We start from the raw sequence: 15,822 nt of genomic DNA, 5'->3' as shown, positions 1-15,822 counted from the left end.
AAGGTGAAGCTAGTCAGGTCTTAGTTCTTCTATCTAATTACTATGCAGACAAAAAACTATTTGATGAAAATACAGATGGATATGGAAATATCTTGATTTTAAAAGATGCATCCATCATTTCTAAATTATCGACTATCCCAGATTTGTTAAAAGGGGATCTAGTAGGTAACGATAATATCGAATATATCAAAGCGCGTAATATTAGGATTTCTTCAGAGGTTGAGTTAGAGTCAGATGTTGATGGAGACAAATCGGATAATCTTCCAGTAGATATAAAAATACTAGGAAACCATATCGAAGTATTCTCAGGCACCAAAGTATAGTTTTTTCCCTTCTACTTCTCCAACAAAAAAGTTCTAAATGATATAAGTTACTGCATCAGCAACAATAATAGTCTTGTCCTTTTTGAAGTTAGGATATAAGTCAAAGGTAAGTCAATTACTTTTAATATATGGAGTTAAGGCGTTTTTTGATTCATGTCTAAAAACTTTTCGGAAGCATCAACTGTGATCGTAGTTTTCGAGCATAACAAAAAGTAGTGAAGAGATTCCATCGTCGGAATCTTCTTCACTACTTTTCTTCTCTCTTTCCTACTCAATCACCAATAGCAGCATTTCAGAGTTTCCACTCTTCAATCAACCAATCCGAAAGAGCATCATATCTTTCTTGGAGATGGTCATGATGACCGTAGGAGTCAAATGCTGAATAAGTGGACAAGCACTGTTTTTTGATGCATCCATGTACTTCTTTGGCAAAGCTAGGAGCCCTGACCAGTCTATTCTTATGATTAGCCCCTTCGGTCAAACCGTTACGTAAATAGACCGAGCAAGACTTATTAAGAAGCTGATGGGATTGGCAGTAATCTACAAAATCTGGATACCAAAAGGATCCACAAATGGAAAAGATAAAAGGCATCTTATCACTGCCATAAAGACTGGAAATAGCAGCCAGTCCACCCAGCGAGTAGCCTCCGTAAGCCATACGACTGTCATCCAATCGAAACTCCTCTTGGATGCTATTTAAAATATGGCCAAATAGATGGTCATGATAGCTAGCTAGCTTGCCACCAAAATCAGGACTTCCAGGTCTCAAAGCCTGAGCATACCAAGGTGTAAAATCATCTAAGCGATTCTTGGGCTCAAGGCCTATCAGGATAACAGAATTCGCTAGTTTTCCCAGATAATCCAGTTGTCCATCGTTCAGAAAAACAACTGGATAAGTCTTAGTAGCATCATAAGACTCAGGAAGGGCAATCGTCACTCGAATGCCATGGCAGACAAAGTCTTTATTTATTAACAAAGTCATTAACCTTCTCAAGAGAATCAATCACAGATGGACCGTAATCCATAAGCTCATCATAAGAAATAGTCATGATTTTCTTGTTTTTAACGGCTGGTACATTTTCAAGAACAGCGTTCTTTTCCATCTTGTCTGTAGCATCCTTGTCCATGGCCTTATTACGGTCACTAGTTACATAGATAATCAATTCTGGTTCCATAGACACGAGATTTTCCAGAGTCAAATCTGATGTTCCTGTCGCAACATTGGTATAGCCAAGCTGATTAAGCATACTTTCTTGAAGGGCAGATTTGTAAGTTCCAAAGGTCTCATCGTTGTAGGCACACATGATCAGAGCCTTCTTCAAGTCTTTGTCAGAAGACTTGTTTTTCTTTTTAACGGCGTCGATACGCTTTTGGAGTTGTCCTGCATACTTGTCTGCCTTGTCTTGAACGTTGAAAATGTCACCAATATTTTTAACATCTTCGATGATATTATTCAAATCTTGTTTGGTTGTTGAAACAGAAGCTTTTTGCGTATAGACGGGAATGTCGTTGCTGTTCCACGTGCTGATGGTTCCCATTGATTTGTCTGAGAACATCATGTTACGACCAATAAGGGCATCAGGTCCGTAAGCCAAGATGGCTTCTTGAGAGATGGTCTTCTTATCACCGACATGTGGGATTGAGGCAATGTCTTCCTTATATTTATCGGTTACTTCATTGTCAGGGTTAAGCATACCGACAATCTTGTCTTTTAAACCAAGCTCAATCAAGATTTCCGTTGATGAAAGGTTGTTTGTGATAACCTTTTCTGGTGCCTTTTTGAAGACTTGATCTAGCTCAGTTCCTTGATCGTCATAAGTTTTAACGGTCAAAGGATACTGGGTTTCTGAGTTAGTCTTTTTCACCGTTTCTTTTGCTGCTGATGACGATGATGTGCTGTTTTTATATGTAGAACTGCATGCTGTCAATGTGAGGACTGCTGCAGCGATTAATGCGATACCAAAAGTTTTCTTGTTCATAAGGCCTTCCTTTCCTAGGCTTATAAATACTGAATCATTGCCTGCTGGTCATCCGTCCAGGTAATACGACTCTGAACATCATAAACCGCCTGCAAGGATTGTGGGGTTACGGCATCCCTTGGGACACCTTGGGCAACAATCTCACCCCCTTTCATTAAGTAAATATAATCTGAGAAACGACAGGCCAATTGAATATCGTGGAGAACTGCGAGAACATTAATGCCGAGTTCCTTGACCAAGGCCAACATCTCCAACTGATACTTAATATCCAAATGGTTGGTAGGCTCATCCAATAAAAGGAGTTTGGGTTTCTGAGCCAAAGCACGCGCTAGGATAACTCTTTGTTTTTCGCCACCTGATAAGGACGAATAATAGCGTGTCTTCTTTTCAGACATGCCAACCTTGTCTAGGGCATCCTGGACGAGCAAGTGGTCCCGCTCCGATTCTTTTTGTAGAAAGGAAAGATGGGGCGTTCGGCCAAGCATGACAATTTCTTCCACCGTGCAATCAAATTGAAGGGTGTTAAACTGTGTCACAACGGCCATTTCTTTTGCAGTTTCCTTTAGGCTTACCTGATCTAGGCTTTTTCCATCAAGTAAAATCTGACCGCTATCTGGTTTCAACTGGCGATAAATGGTTTTTAGCAAGGTTGATTTCCCACTCCCATTTGGTCCTAGTATGGTCTGGAATTGTCCGCCTTCGACCTTTAGGGAGACTCCATTTAGGATTTTTTTCTCTCCAATCGAATAATGAATATCCTTACACTTTACATCCATAAGTCTAAACCACCTTCCTGCGATTTTTAGTCACAATATAAATAAAGAAAGGTGCGCCAACCAAGGCTGTAAAGATACCGATAGGTAACTCCGCATTTTTGACGAGGATTCTAGCCAAAACATCTGCCCAAACCACAAATAAGGAACCTAAGAGAGTTGCCACTGGAAAAAGCTTACGATAATTAGTCCCGACTAAACTTCTGGCAATATGAGGGGTAATCAAGCCCACAAAGCCAATAATACCACAACTAGCAACCAAGACTGCCGTTATGATCGCAACGATGGCGATATAAAGATACCAATAGAGTTTAAGTGGGATTCCTAAAGTCAAAGCTGCTTCATCTCCCATCATCATGGCATTGAAGACACGATACTGAGTTGAGAAAAAGAGAAAGGCCAAACCAACCACTACTGCTGGAAGCATCAAATCTGACCAAGATGTTCCTGTCAATGAACCCATGGTCCAAAACTTAATGGTCATAACACTGTCCGCTGTCGCTCCAATAGAGATTATAAAATTGGCAAAGGCAATAAAGAGGGCATTAACAACTGTTCCAGATAAAATCAAGCCAGATGTGGTTACTCTCCCCTGCATAGAGGCAATAATTAGGACAAGAACCGTCGCTAGGATAGCCCCCACAAAGGCACCCAAGCCTACCACAGCTTTAAGGCCTAAAATGATGGCCAAGGTTGCTCCAAAAGTTGCTCCTGCCGAGATTCCTAATATATAGGGCTCAGCAATAGGATTATTAACGGTTGACTGCATGACACTCCCAGACATGGAAAGGCCTGCACCGACTACTAGCCCTAGGATAACCCTAGGAACTCGCATATTCCAGATAATAGCTTCAAGTGGTTTGGCTATGCTTTGACTGGCAATCGGAAATCCCAATTTTCTGAGGATGACACCATAGGTATCACCTATATCTATAGTGACCGCTCCTAAGGACACTGCAACAAAAACTGACGTTACTACTAAAAATAGAAGCAAACAGAGCAGGCTTAGGTAGCGGGAAAAAACAAGGTGTTTTGTTTTTTTAAAAGGCATTAGCACCTCCTTTCCACCTGTAATGTCAGAAAATTTTGACAATACATTTTCTAGTATAACATGCCTCAAAAAGAAGGGCAAGGTCATTTGAGTATTACATAGAAAAAAGAGCAGTCACTTAACTACTCTTAGGATTTAACCTTCTCCAAACTGCTACTAGCAATTCTCATGGCAAGAAGAATTATCAACACCTTAATCACAAGTGATAGCCATACGCTCTCAGTTGATGACAGTTGCGATAAAGCATTGATCAACGCATGTGTCATCACACAAAGCCAAAGGCTTCTGGTCTTTGTATAAATAGCGGATAAGATGAAACAATTGCTTAATAAGCCTAGCAAAAATGGTAGCAAATGAACCGTGGCCATAGACCCATCAATATAAAAATAGAGTAAATGCCATAGTGACCAGGCTACAAAGGTACACAGCGTAGACACTAGATAGGTCAACTTTTCTTGCAAAGTAGGCTGGAAAAAATGGCGCCAACCAATTTCTTCGATTCCACCAAAGACGAGGGCTTTTACAAATAAAATTATGGGGAAATACCAAGTTGGAATAATCATTTCCCCACTAAAGACCTGTGGTAAAAAATCCAAACCTATAAAAATGAGGACTAAGAGATAGTTAAGAGGAGCTTGTTTGACTTGGAAAAAATCTCTGACAAGCTGTTTAAAACTGGAGTGATGATAGCGGATACTAATAATTGCTCCCCAAATGGCTGATGACAAGCCACCTAACATAAGGGTAAAGAGGCCAATTGGAGTCCCATAATCAACCCTAACTCCTCCTGCTCTTAGCAGCCAAACAAGGAGACTGACCAGTAAGATTTGTCCAAGGGTCCCTGCTAGATAAAGCAACAAGGCTTGTTTTCTTTTCATATCTTGCTTCCTTTTTCTTCCCTATTAAAACTTCCGCTTCACGATAACCTAGTCCATATCCACCCATTTGTCATTGTCCATGATAAAGGGTTTGGCTAGACCTGGTCCGGTATAGTCCTTGTACTTAGTTGTCAGATACTTGTAGCAATCTTTTTTGCTGGCAAATTTAATAGCTTGGTAGGGCTCTTCAAAGGTCAACTTTTCAACAAATAAGTAGCCATCCGTCGTAGGCACCAAGACTCCGACGTGACCGACAAAAAGGGAATCACCATCCAAATTATCGTGGACAACAACCGACAGCATGCGTGCCTTGTCATCAAAGGTGAACTGCTTATAGTAATCCTCCATATGCTTGGCGTGAACCTTGACATCTTGGGTAGCTTCAGTCTTGACCCTTGAAAAAAGAATGTCAAAGTTTGCCTGGTCCTTGGCATTAAAGAGCTTGCCCTTGTCAATGGCGTCCTTGTCTTGGAAAAGGAGCTCAGTATCACTTTTGACTTGAGGAATCTTGATTTTGCCTTTCAGTAGCGTGTAGGTGTTGATACGGCAGTTGGTACCGATAAAGTCACCATGCTTGGCTGTCCACAGGCTACTGATTTTTTCCACATCATAGTCTGTTTTGGTAAATGGCGCAAAACTCCCAGAAAGACCAACAGAACCCACAGTGTCATTGTAATCAGTGACGAGATTGATAAAGTTATCCACACTCTCCTCGTCCAAATGTTTCGAGAGAATGGAACGCACCTCATTAAGACTGGCCTTGCTATTAAGGTTGGAGTAGCTTGGTTTTTCCTCCTTTTTGTGGATATGTGCAAAAACTGCTAAACCGACAAGTAGCAGGCTAGAGATAGATAAAAGAATTAGCGTCTGTTTTTTCAAAGTTTTCATAGGCGCCTCCTTGGCTTCATTATACCAGATTTTGACAGCTACTTATTCTCAGAATACTTTTCCACAAGAAAAAGCCTTGTTGCCAAGGCTTTAGACTAAATACAAAGTCCTTTACTTGAGACTTTCCTTAGGTGATAACGGACGCCATGGAACTTCTTCGAAGTTCCATGGCTAATTTTGGAGCCTAAAGTCTCAAAAATTCCGAACGCCTGAAATACCAATGCTTCAGGCGTTTTTATCACGGCGTAAAGTCTCAGTATAGACTCACACCGTTTAAAGACTATGGAATGTTATCATTTTTTCTCTATTCTTTATTATTTCCAAAACAGTTGTTCAATTTTTATTATATTATCTACAACTTTTTCGGGACTTTCCGATAAATCATCATCAATCCAAAAAGAAATAATGGTTTCAAAAGATGCAGAGAAGGCTTTTATCACAATTTCATCTGAAATCTTCGTATTTTTCTTGATCTTTTCTCTAATCGTTTTGTTGCTATTTATTAAGTCGCAAATTAGTTGTTGAACCTTATCTTTAAATTGAACGTGAGGTGCTTTTGATATTGCTTTAAAATGTTTATAGTCATTTTTAATTAATAGTAGAGCCTTTAAAAGCATGTCCTCTTTATCTAAATTTCCTTGAGCTAAAATCTCCCAAAATCTTTGCATCGTCTCTGTTCCGATAGAGTATGCTAAATCATCCTTATCAAGAAAATGTTGATAAAATGTTCCCCTACTAACATTTGCTCTCTGAGTTATATTTCCAATGGTTATTTTTGAGTACTCCATTTCAAGTAGGAGGTCTATCAAAGCAGCCTTGATGTTAGTAACGCTATTAGTCTTTCTTTTCTTTGTCATTTTTTCCTTAATTAAACATATTGTTTGATGTTGTCATGGTCAATATATGGGTATTATTATATTCTTTTTATGTGAATTATAAAAGTTAAAAAAGACTGTTTTAGGTTCACGCAGATAATTGATGCATCATTAATCATTTAACAAAATAATTAATGAAGGGAATAGAATTTAATGACAAAATCAAGAAAAATTCTAGGATTTATAGGGCTAGTTTTAGCAATGTTTATGGGAGCTTTAGATGCAACGATTGTTAATATCGCCCTACCAAATATTATGGAAGACTTACATACAGGATTGACTGATACAAGTTGGGTAGCAGCAATCTATGTTTTAGCAATGTCTGTATTTATTATTACTGTTTCAAAACTCGCTGATATCTACGGTAGAAAATTGGTTATGCTAATTGGTGTAGTCATATTTGGTATTTTCTCATTCGCCTGCATGATGGCTGATTCATTATTACTCTTAATTATTTTTAGGTTCTTCCAAGGAATTGGAGGTGCCATATTAACTCCAATTGTTCTCCCCATGGGAATTGAACTATTGGGGAAAGAGAATACTAGCCGTATTACTGCTATTATGGGTGCCTTCAGTGCCTTAGCTGCAGCGGGAGGACCTGTAATTGGTGGTTTAATTGTCCATTGGACAACATATCATTGGATTTTCGGTATTAATGTTCCAATCGCCATCATTGCATTTTTGATGATCCTAGTAGGAACAAAAGAATCATATGATATAACAATTTCAAAGAATATTGACTGGCTAGGTATTATTTTTCTTACTTGTACTTTAGGTGGACTTATATTTGGTTTATTAGAAGGTCACGAGTATGGTTGGGGTTCACAAACCATCATAGCTAGTTTTATTATTAGTGTTGTTGGCCTATTTTTCCTTTTTTTAACCGAAAGAAGAGTAAAATCACCTATCATTGACTTAAAATTATTCAAGGAAAGTACATTTACATCTTCAAGTCTTATTTATATGATTTTTGGATTTGCGATTATCGTACCTTCATTGATCTTAAACTATTTCTTGCAAAATGTTCGCAACTATTCTGCTTTGCATTCAGCATATCTTATTATTCCTACTTCTTTAGCTATCGTAGTAGGTATGCCATTAGCAACTAAGATGTACCAAAAAATTAGTGCAAGATTGCTCATTAGTATCGGTTTAGTTATTACAGCAGGTGGATTATTTATGCTTAGTCTTGTTCAGTATAATACCTCACAAAGCATCATTGTTTGTTGTAATGTAATTATTGGTTTAGGACTAGGATTTATGGCAATGTCCTTAACATCATCAGTAAAATATTTACCAATTAATAAGGCTGGAATTGGGTCAGGTATCGTTAACGCTTCTAGATATGTTGGACAAGCCATTGGTATGGCTCTCCTCGTTACCATTTTAAATAATAATGTCAATTTTGCTAAAACACAAATTAAGGAAACAGCGTATAACCAAATTGAAAAACGGGTTTTATCAACAGACGTAAAAAAAGTTGCTAAGAAGAAAATTGAAAAAACTTTCGATACGACTAAGACTAGTAATAGTATTTCAACCAAACAAAGTAATATGGTCGATACAATCAAAACAGCTGCTCAAAGAACAGATAATCTTCCAGAACCTAAAAAGGGGAGCAATTATAGAAAGATTTATGATGCAAATCAGTTATTGATCAATGAAGTTGAAACTGTTAGTTCAAGTATCTCTAAGTTATCAAGCAGTTTAAAAACTATATCTGGAGGCCAAGCTAAAGTTGGTACAGCTATTAAATTATTAGCTCAAAAGGATGAATTATCATCTGCTCTTAAAGTAATTGTCAATGAAAAAAATGATCAGTTAAGCAGGGCATTTGATAATGTATTTATTATAGGAGCAATCGTTGTATTGATATGTACTCCGTCAGCTCTGATGACAGAAAAACGAAAAGTTGAATAACTAAATTATTTTATAGTAGGAAAAGCCAGTCTAAACTGTAGGCTGGCTCTTTTATATAATTAAATAGTAAATAAACAGATTCGAAACATAAAAAATCTTCTGAGTTTTTATTGCTCACTTGTATTGTCTTTTCAAGGTATTAAAAAATAGTTTTGTCTACGTAAAAATTTTTCCTTCTAGTCTCCCAAACCTTTACTTGTCATTCACAATATTGGCAAAGGCTTCTTGGATGTCCTTATTATTGGTCGGGTACATGTAGTACATGTTTTCAGGATTTCCCTGATTTTGCATGGAAACTAGGACCACTGGTTGGCCTTTATGGATGGTGAAATGGTAGAGAATCATGGCAGAACCTGAATACCCGTAGCTATCCACGATGAGATAGTCCGCTGTCCCTTTACCATCGTCGGAAAAGGCAACGTCTACTTTTTGTTGGTTGATCATTGGGGCATTTTGTTCTGTCTTTTCACCTACAATGATGCGGTTATTTTTAGCAAAAGACATGGCGCCAAAGAAATCATCACTTCCCTTAGGTGTTAGCCTTCTATAACTTTCTTGATTCATCTTGTGGCCAAACTCTACCATGTAACTAGCAAGCTTGGCTGCCTTGTCACTATTCCAAAGGGCTGTCGTATTGGTCTGGCTGGATTGACTGGACTGGCTCTTGCTTTTCACTCTATAATACGATGTGTAAACGACTCCTGGCCCATCAGATTCTGGAATTTGAACCAGACGATCTGTGTCTTTGACGGAATTGTCCGGAGATGGTGCCGCTTGATTGGCTGGCACAGGCACAAAAGGATTGACCCCGTGTCCTGGACCATTATCCGCAAAATAAAACATAGGCTGACCGTTGAAATCTTTAACGACAGTCTTGCCATCAGTACTTCCTGTCTCTTCAGATTTTGTGAGCCCTGACTTGGTAATGGTCACAACATGACCACCGTCAGAAACCCAGTCACCTTCGATACTTGAAAAATCGCCATTTCGAATGGCTTCCACATCCATAGCAGGTGTTTTGGCCTCCGATGAAGCACTCTGACTTTGAGAACTAGAACTTGAAGACGACTCAGAAGCTTTAGAACTCGATTGCTTGGACTTGTCTGAGGAAGACATTTGACCACTCTGACTACTTGACGAAGATACCGCAAGGGATGACGTCTGTTGCGCTTGTGAATGATGTGAATGCCAAGCAAAAATGGCACCACCACCAAGAAGCGTCATACAAGAAACCGCAAGGACTGACGCTACGACCTTATGAGTTACAACATACTGACTTAAGGTTTGCCAAAAGCCCTTCTTAGATGCCAACAATAAGCGCTCTACTTCTGCCCGATTGGCCAAGAGACTGCCATTTTTTATCGCCTCGTCAACCTCTATCATCTTTGGGCGACGTCCATAAATCTTTACAAAATAGGTTAACCATTCTTCTGCTTTCATCTCATCTCCTTTTTGAAGCGTAATACTTTCATTTTAGCATAAAACGGGGATTCTGGTTGACCAGTTAGAAAAGAAAAAAACTGCAAGCAAGTAGCCGCAGTTGGTATATAAACTTAGTCCTTATTCTGAGTATTGCCAAGTTTTTTAAAGTAGGTATAGCCCAGATAGAAAAAGAAAAGCGCTAAAAGAATGAAGAACCCCATGACGAGTTTGATCCCACCTAATTGATAGGCAATGTAAACAAAAGTATTAACCTTAAGCTGACCACCCGTTTTTTCCAATAGCGAGAGGCTCTGTGAGTAATAGTGACCAAGCCAAATAGCTCCTAACCCTAATAACGGATAAATAATGACACCCAAGACAGGGTTCTTTTTTAACAAATTATCTAACATACATCCCCCAATTTTTTAAATGTTATAGTAATAGCTTATCAAAGAATGGCTAGAAAGGCAAAGTGACTTTTCATGGTAAAAATTAAAAGGAACCAAGCCAAGAAACTGGTTCCATTGAAATCTAAAAGATGACACGTGTTCCATGAACTTGCTCAAGACCAGGTATGGCAAGAAATTGGTCACGATTAGCCACAGAGATACCACCACCGGCTAAAATCTCCAACTGACCGTCTGCTAGCTGAACCAATTCTGCATAACGTTTCAAGCGTAAGTCTAGAGCAGTCTCAGGAGTTCCAGCACGGGTGAGCAGACGCGTCACTCCATTTTCCTTGAGCCACTGGATAGCACTCGGCTGGTCTGCTTTAGGGATTTGGTCAAAGGCCATATGCATGGTGACCTCTAAGCCTCGACTAGCATCTAGCAAGGTCTTTAGAGCTTCTGTATCGAGTTGGTTTTCTGAAGTTAAAGCACCTAGTGCAAAGCCGTCAACACCCAATTCACGCGCACACTTGATATCTTCTAGCATGATAGCTAATTCCTGCTGGCTATAGACAAAGTCGCCCCCTCGTGGACGAATCATCACAATCACCTTAGCCTGATAATCCTTGGCCAACCCAACAGCCGCCTTTATGACACCATAAGAAGGTGTCGTGCCTCCAACAGCCAGATTATCACACAACTCCACGCGTTGAGCACCGGCTTGAAAAGCTTTTTCTAAGTAAGTCACATTCTCTGCACAAAATTCATATATTGGCATACTGAACCTCCAATTAGTTGTAATAGCAAGCAGATTGACTTTCAGTTTTTCTTTTGATAAACCCATAACACTATAGCAAATGATAGCAATTGCCATAGAAGGATTCTCACAATCTGCAAACTATCTGCTTCAGAATTTGAAACCACATGAACTAGATTTGAAGCAAGATTATTAAAAAAATGATCTCCTAACCCAAACCATAAGGAACCTGTCATTTTGTAGAGTAAGGACCATTTGATACTCATCATTCCCGCTAAGATAACATAGCCAATGCCCATGACGATGAGATTTACGAGTGACGATTCTCCTTGAAGATAATCTCTTAAGGGCATTACCAAGTGCCATATTCCAAATAGGAAGGCTATAAAGAATAGACTCTTGCGGTACGAAAGCCCTTCAAGAATTTTTGTGAAAAGGCCACGAAATATTCCTTCTTCCATCCAGACATTTATCAGGTTAAACAACACACTTGAGAGAATAAGTAAGATTCCTGCTTGAGATACTTTTTCGTTTGTTAAGGAAAAACCACTGGCGTAAAACGATAAGTGAACATTGCCATGAAGAAACAAGAGAACAATGCACTCAACTGTATATGCAAAGACGGAACACACTAAGCCAAAGAGTAGCCCCTTCCCTACACCACTCACTATTCCGTCAGGACTGAAACCAATATCTTTCCATCTTAAATTACAAATTGAAAGGACTCCCCACAGTAGAAAAATTCCAAAAAGCTTATGTAAAAAATTCTCAGATAAGAAGGTTTCATCCGTCCTAATATAGAAGTATTCAATTAGCCTTGCTACTGAGCAGATAACAAATATAATTGAACAACTTAAAATAGGTTTCTTTATTAGTTGATTTAGCATATCTTCCTTTCAAATAAGTCTATTATAAAAGTTAATTCAATATTTCACTCAGTCCAATTCCTTCTCTAGTTCTTTTAGAAAGGTGATTAAAAATTGATGGCGACTTTCTGCCATTTGTTTGGCAGTCTCCGTGTTCATTTCATCTTTTAAGAGGAGCAACTTGTCGTGGAAATGTTGGACGGTATCAGTAAGGGGTCTCCCTTTGTGGCCACCATAGGAAAAAGTTCGCGCAATTCCAACAGCTCCTATCGCATCCAGGCGGTCTGCATCCTGGACAATCTTGCCTTCTAACGATTCTGGATGTTTACCGCGATTTTTGCTGAAAGAAACAGCATTGATAACCCGACAAATCTGGTCGATTTGCTTTTTAGGAGCACCAATCTCTTCTAGAAACATGCGAGCATTCGCATTATTCTCTGTTTGAAACAATTTATAATCATCAGCATCGTGAAGAAGAGCTGACAAGCCCACTATCTCCAGATCACATGGACCTTCTGCTTGTGCGATTCTCATAGCATTGGTATAGACGCGAAGGGTATGCGCCACATCATGGCCATCCGCTCGATCAGCAAATAAGGTTTTAACATACTGCTTAGCAGCAAGAATTCGTTCTTCGATCATCGTTCTTGTCCTTTGTATAATCTGTGCACAGTTCTATCTATTCATTTGAACTAGTAATGGAGAGGTGCAGTTTACTTAAAAACCGCCTCTCAGCGATTACTACTTCCTCTTTTGTGGAAAAAGCGGGAGACCAAGTTTGGCAATCTTTTCCGCTGGGGTCTTCATGCCATCCTTGACCCATTTGGAAATCACTGAAACAATAGCCGAGCTCCAGAAGGAATTGAGGTAACTACCAGCACCATTTGATGAGCTACCATTTCGTTTTTCCAAAAAATCATAAACTGCCTTGGTCAATACCTGCTCAAAATTATAATCAATGGCAAGACTGATGATTTTGGCTTCTTTTTTGACTTCTTTAAGGAGATAAACCCAGACCTGATAGAGATCAGTCTTAAGATTATAGCCGTCCAAAGACTTAGTAATCTTTGCAATGCTAGACTCAAAAATAGATTTCAAAATCTCTTCCTTAGAACCATAATTGCGATAAAAGGCAGCACGAGATACACCCGCACGCTCAACCAGTTCCGATATGGTAATCTTTTTAAAGTCTTTTTTCTCCAACAATTGCAGGAGAGAAATTTCAATGGATTCTCGTGTAATTGCTTTGTTTTCTTGGTTAAATCGTTTGAGATTTTCCAAGGATTTCTCTGAGATTTTTCTTTCTGCCATAACATTCACTTTCTATCTGTCACACCTGATGAGATCTGCTTTGATAGCAAAGCACTTCATGATAAAATTGTAAAAGAAGACAAATAACTTGTCAATGTACATTATGCAGATATGAGGTGTAACCTATGAAATGGAAAATTATTGCGGATTCAGGCTGTGACTACCGTTCTTTGGACAATCTGGCACCAGATACGGAGTTTGTCAGTGTTCCTTTGACTATCCAAGTGGGCGAGACCATTTACAGGGATGATATCCAACTCAATATTGATCAAATGATGGAGGAAATGTATGCGACTACGACTGCTTCTAAGTCTGCCTGTCCGAGTCCTGATGATTATATGAAATCCTTTGAAGGAGCGGACAATATCGTCGTCGTGACGATCACTGGAACCCTTTCTGGTAGCTACAATAGTGCTGAAATCGCTAAGAAAATTTATCTGGAAGAGCGTCCTGATACTAAGATTCACGTGATTGATAGCCTGTCAGCTGGTGGTGAGGTCGACCTTATCGTTCGTAAACTCAATCACTTAGTCGCTGAAGGCCTTGATTTTGACCAAGTCGTTAATGCTATCACAAGCTACAAGTCTAAAACCAAGTTGCTCTTTGTCTTGGCAAAGGTCGATAATTTGGTGAAGAATGGTCGTCTAAGTAAACTAGTTGGCACCGTTGTTGGACTCCTCAATATCCGTATGGTCGGTGAAGCTAGTAAGACAGGTACTCTTGAGTTGCTTCAAAAAGCCAGAGGTCAAAAGAAAGCTATCAAAGCTGCCTTTGATGAACTCCTCAAGGCTGGTTATGCTGGAGGCCACATTACGATTGCCCACCGCAACAATGAAAAATTTATCGAGCAATTCTCTGAATTGGTTCGTGAAAAATTTGCCCAAGCAAGCATCGAAGTCCTTCCTACTTCTGGACTCTGTAGTTTTTATGCTGAAGAAGGCGGACTCCTTATGGGGTATGAAATTTAAGAAGACATTGAAAAGAGGCTGGACTACATGTTCGGTCTTTTAAAAATCAGATTATGCTATTTGATAATCAGCAGAATAGGATTTTAAAACTAAAAATTCTTTCTTGATAATCCAACGTAATCGCTTTCACCACCCACTTCATTTATGGTAAGATGGAAATGACGCATTAGTGTCATATTCTTATCAATTTAAATACCCTTATAAAACATGGAGATGCTTTATGAAACAGAAACATTCACATTTTCTAATCCCTGGGATCCTTCTTCTAGGGATTGTTTTGCGGGCCCCGTTCACAACCTTGTCTACGGTCTTATCAGACATTGCTTCTGGTCTAGGCGTTGAGGTCAGTTCTCTCGGTCTCTTGACAAGTCTGCCTCTCTTGACCTTTGCGATATTCTCTCCTTTTGCGGCTAGCTGGGCCAAACGCTTTGGTATTGAAAGACTCTTCCTCGGTGTTTTAATTGTGATGACACTTGGTTCTGCTTTGCGTACCTTCAATCTTCCCCTCCTTTATGTGGGGACGCTTTTAGTCGGAGCTGGGATTGCCTTTATCAACGTCCTTCTCCCAAGCCTCATCCAAGCTAATGAGCCAAATCAGTTAGGATTCTTAACCACACTCTACATTACAGCCATGGGCTTGTCCACAGCTGTGGCTTCATCGGTAGCCGTTCCAATCACTAAGGCAACCTCATGGCAAGGCTTGGTCTGGGTATTGACAGCAGTCTGTGCCCTGGCTCTTGTAGTTTGGCTTCCTAATGTCCGTCACAATCATTACTTAGAACAAGAAACTTCTACCAGCGAAAATTCAGGCAGTTGGTATAAGAGTGGCAAAGTCTGGGCCATCATGATTTTCGGTGGATTACAGTCACTCTTCTTCTATACCACTATCACTTGGCTTCCAACCATGGCTACACAAGCCGGTGTCGGCGAAGCCAATGCCGGAATTCTAGCTTCCGTTTTCACACTGACGAGTATTCCATTCTCTATGATTGTTCCTAGCCTAATCACGAAACTTTCTGATCGCAACCGCCATTTGATGCTAGTGGCTACCGTCCTAGCAGGACTTATCGGAGTGGCTATGCTTCTAGTCAATACAAACAGCTTTGTGTATTGGTTGGTCCTTAACCTCCTAATCGGAAGTTCTGCTAGCGTCCTATTCCCTTACATGATGGTTTCCTTTTCAATGAAGGCTAGCACGCCTGAAAAAACAGCCCAACTATCAGGTTTAGCCCAAACCGGAGGCTATATCTTTGCAGCCCTTGGTCCAGTCTTGTTCGGTTCAAGCAAACAACTCTTTAACTCTTGGACCCCTGCTGTTTTAATTCTTCTTGTCTTGACCATAATCATGGGAATTGCCCTTTACAAAGTTGAAAAAACAGACCTTATTTTGTAAGAGAAAAACTAATAAAAGAAAATGCCCCA

General features: G+C 39.6%; 15 protein-coding genes and 2 pseudogenes. 4 read left to right on the top strand and 13 right to left on the bottom strand.

Annotation, left to right across the window (positions count from 1 at the left end; all coding sequences use genetic code 11):
- Positions 1-323: pseudogene (locus HMPREF3112_RS11780) on the top strand (diacylglycerol kinase family lipid kinase); the annotation flags it as partial.
- A gap of 292 nt (positions 324-615) precedes the next feature.
- On the opposite strand, the gene HMPREF3112_RS08690 reads toward HMPREF3112_RS11780, so the two are convergent.
- The 7 genes and pseudogenes from HMPREF3112_RS08690 to HMPREF3112_RS08660 all read right to left on the bottom strand — a co-directional run bounded on the left by HMPREF3112_RS08690 (position 616) and on the right by HMPREF3112_RS08660 (position 6,749).
- On the bottom strand, positions 616-1,305 hold the full coding sequence (locus HMPREF3112_RS08690) for an alpha/beta hydrolase-fold protein (RefSeq protein ID WP_070439307.1): 690 nt from the start codon (positions 1,303-1,305) through the stop codon (positions 616-618).
- Positions 1,286-2,302 carry an ABC transporter substrate-binding protein gene (locus HMPREF3112_RS08685; RefSeq protein ID WP_070439304.1) on the bottom strand — a complete coding sequence of 339 codons (1,017 nt, stop codon included), beginning with the start codon at positions 2,300-2,302 and terminating at the stop codon, positions 1,286-1,288. Before HMPREF3112_RS08685 ends, HMPREF3112_RS08690 begins: the two co-directional genes overlap by 20 nt.
- Positions 2,303-2,322: 20 nt before the next feature.
- Positions 2,323-3,078: an ABC transporter ATP-binding protein gene (locus HMPREF3112_RS08680; protein WP_070439303.1), complete on the bottom strand. Its 756-nt coding sequence runs from the start codon at positions 3,076-3,078 to the stop codon at positions 2,323-2,325.
- A gap of 4 nt (positions 3,079-3,082) precedes the next feature.
- Positions 3,083-4,126: a FecCD family ABC transporter permease gene (locus HMPREF3112_RS08675; protein ID WP_070439300.1), complete on the bottom strand. Its 1,044-nt coding sequence runs from the start codon at positions 4,124-4,126 to the stop codon at positions 3,083-3,085.
- Between the two features lie 128 nt (positions 4,127-4,254).
- Entirely contained in the window at positions 4,255-5,004 is a 750-nt protein-coding gene (locus HMPREF3112_RS08670) for a CPBP family intramembrane glutamic endopeptidase (protein ID WP_070439297.1), read from the bottom strand.
- Between the two features lie 48 nt (positions 5,005-5,052).
- A pseudogene (locus HMPREF3112_RS08665) lies at positions 5,053-5,796 on the bottom strand (DUF4300 family protein); the annotation flags it as partial.
- A gap of 410 nt (positions 5,797-6,206) precedes the next feature.
- Positions 6,207-6,749, bottom strand: coding sequence for a TetR/AcrR family transcriptional regulator (locus HMPREF3112_RS08660; protein ID WP_070439294.1), 543 nt, complete (start codon positions 6,747-6,749; stop codon positions 6,207-6,209).
- Between the two features lie 171 nt (positions 6,750-6,920).
- Here HMPREF3112_RS08660 and HMPREF3112_RS08655 point away from each other — a divergent pair, with 171 nt between their 5' ends.
- Positions 6,921-8,687 carry a DHA2 family efflux MFS transporter permease subunit gene (locus HMPREF3112_RS08655; protein WP_070439291.1) on the top strand — a complete coding sequence of 589 codons (1,767 nt, stop codon included), beginning with the start codon at positions 6,921-6,923 and terminating at the stop codon, positions 8,685-8,687.
- 192 nt (positions 8,688-8,879) lie between these two features.
- On the opposite strand, the gene HMPREF3112_RS08650 is transcribed toward HMPREF3112_RS08655, so the two are convergent.
- The 6 genes from HMPREF3112_RS08650 to HMPREF3112_RS08625 all read right to left on the bottom strand — a co-directional run bounded on the left by HMPREF3112_RS08650 (position 8,880) and on the right by HMPREF3112_RS08625 (position 13,432).
- Positions 8,880-10,127, bottom strand: a complete 1,248-nt coding sequence (locus HMPREF3112_RS08650; RefSeq protein WP_070439288.1) for a DUF4767 domain-containing protein — start codon at positions 10,125-10,127, stop codon at positions 8,880-8,882.
- 113 nt (positions 10,128-10,240) lie between these two features.
- Positions 10,241-10,519 (bottom strand): hypothetical protein, encoded by a 279-nt coding sequence (locus HMPREF3112_RS08645; RefSeq protein ID WP_070439285.1) that lies wholly within the window; start codon positions 10,517-10,519, stop codon positions 10,241-10,243.
- A gap of 121 nt (positions 10,520-10,640) precedes the next feature.
- Positions 10,641-11,276 (bottom strand): copper homeostasis protein CutC, encoded by a 636-nt coding sequence (locus HMPREF3112_RS08640; RefSeq protein ID WP_070439282.1) that lies wholly within the window; start codon positions 11,274-11,276, stop codon positions 10,641-10,643.
- A 41-nt stretch (positions 11,277-11,317) separates the two neighbouring features.
- Positions 11,318-12,142 (bottom strand): CPBP family intramembrane glutamic endopeptidase, encoded by an 825-nt coding sequence (locus tag HMPREF3112_RS08635; protein WP_070439279.1) that lies wholly within the window; start codon positions 12,140-12,142, stop codon positions 11,318-11,320.
- A 48-nt stretch (positions 12,143-12,190) separates the two neighbouring features.
- Positions 12,191-12,763 (bottom strand): HD domain-containing protein, encoded by a 573-nt coding sequence (locus HMPREF3112_RS08630; protein WP_048674325.1) that lies wholly within the window; start codon positions 12,761-12,763, stop codon positions 12,191-12,193.
- Between the two features lie 99 nt (positions 12,764-12,862).
- Positions 12,863-13,432: a TetR/AcrR family transcriptional regulator gene (locus tag HMPREF3112_RS08625; RefSeq protein WP_037603958.1), complete on the bottom strand. Its 570-nt coding sequence runs from the start codon at positions 13,430-13,432 to the stop codon at positions 12,863-12,865.
- 125 nt (positions 13,433-13,557) lie between these two features.
- On the opposite strand from HMPREF3112_RS08625, the gene HMPREF3112_RS08620 reads away from it, so the two are divergent.
- Together HMPREF3112_RS08620 and HMPREF3112_RS08615 are read left to right on the top strand one after the other, a co-directional pair.
- A complete protein-coding gene (locus tag HMPREF3112_RS08620; RefSeq protein WP_048674323.1) occupies positions 13,558-14,400 on the top strand; it encodes a DegV family protein in 843 nt (280 codons plus the stop codon).
- Between the two features lie 220 nt (positions 14,401-14,620).
- Positions 14,621-15,793 carry a CynX/NimT family MFS transporter gene (locus HMPREF3112_RS08615; protein WP_070439276.1) on the top strand — a complete coding sequence of 391 codons (1,173 nt, stop codon included), beginning with the start codon at positions 14,621-14,623 and terminating at the stop codon, positions 15,791-15,793.
- Positions 15,794-15,822: the final 29 nt, after the last annotated feature.

Source organism: Streptococcus sp. HMSC10E12 (assembly GCF_001807855.1).
GTDB classification, from domain to species: Bacteria; Bacillota; Bacilli; order Lactobacillales; family Streptococcaceae; genus Streptococcus; species Streptococcus salivarius.
Note: the sequence above shows the minus strand (reverse complement) of the source record. Positions and strands in the feature narration are given on the sequence as shown.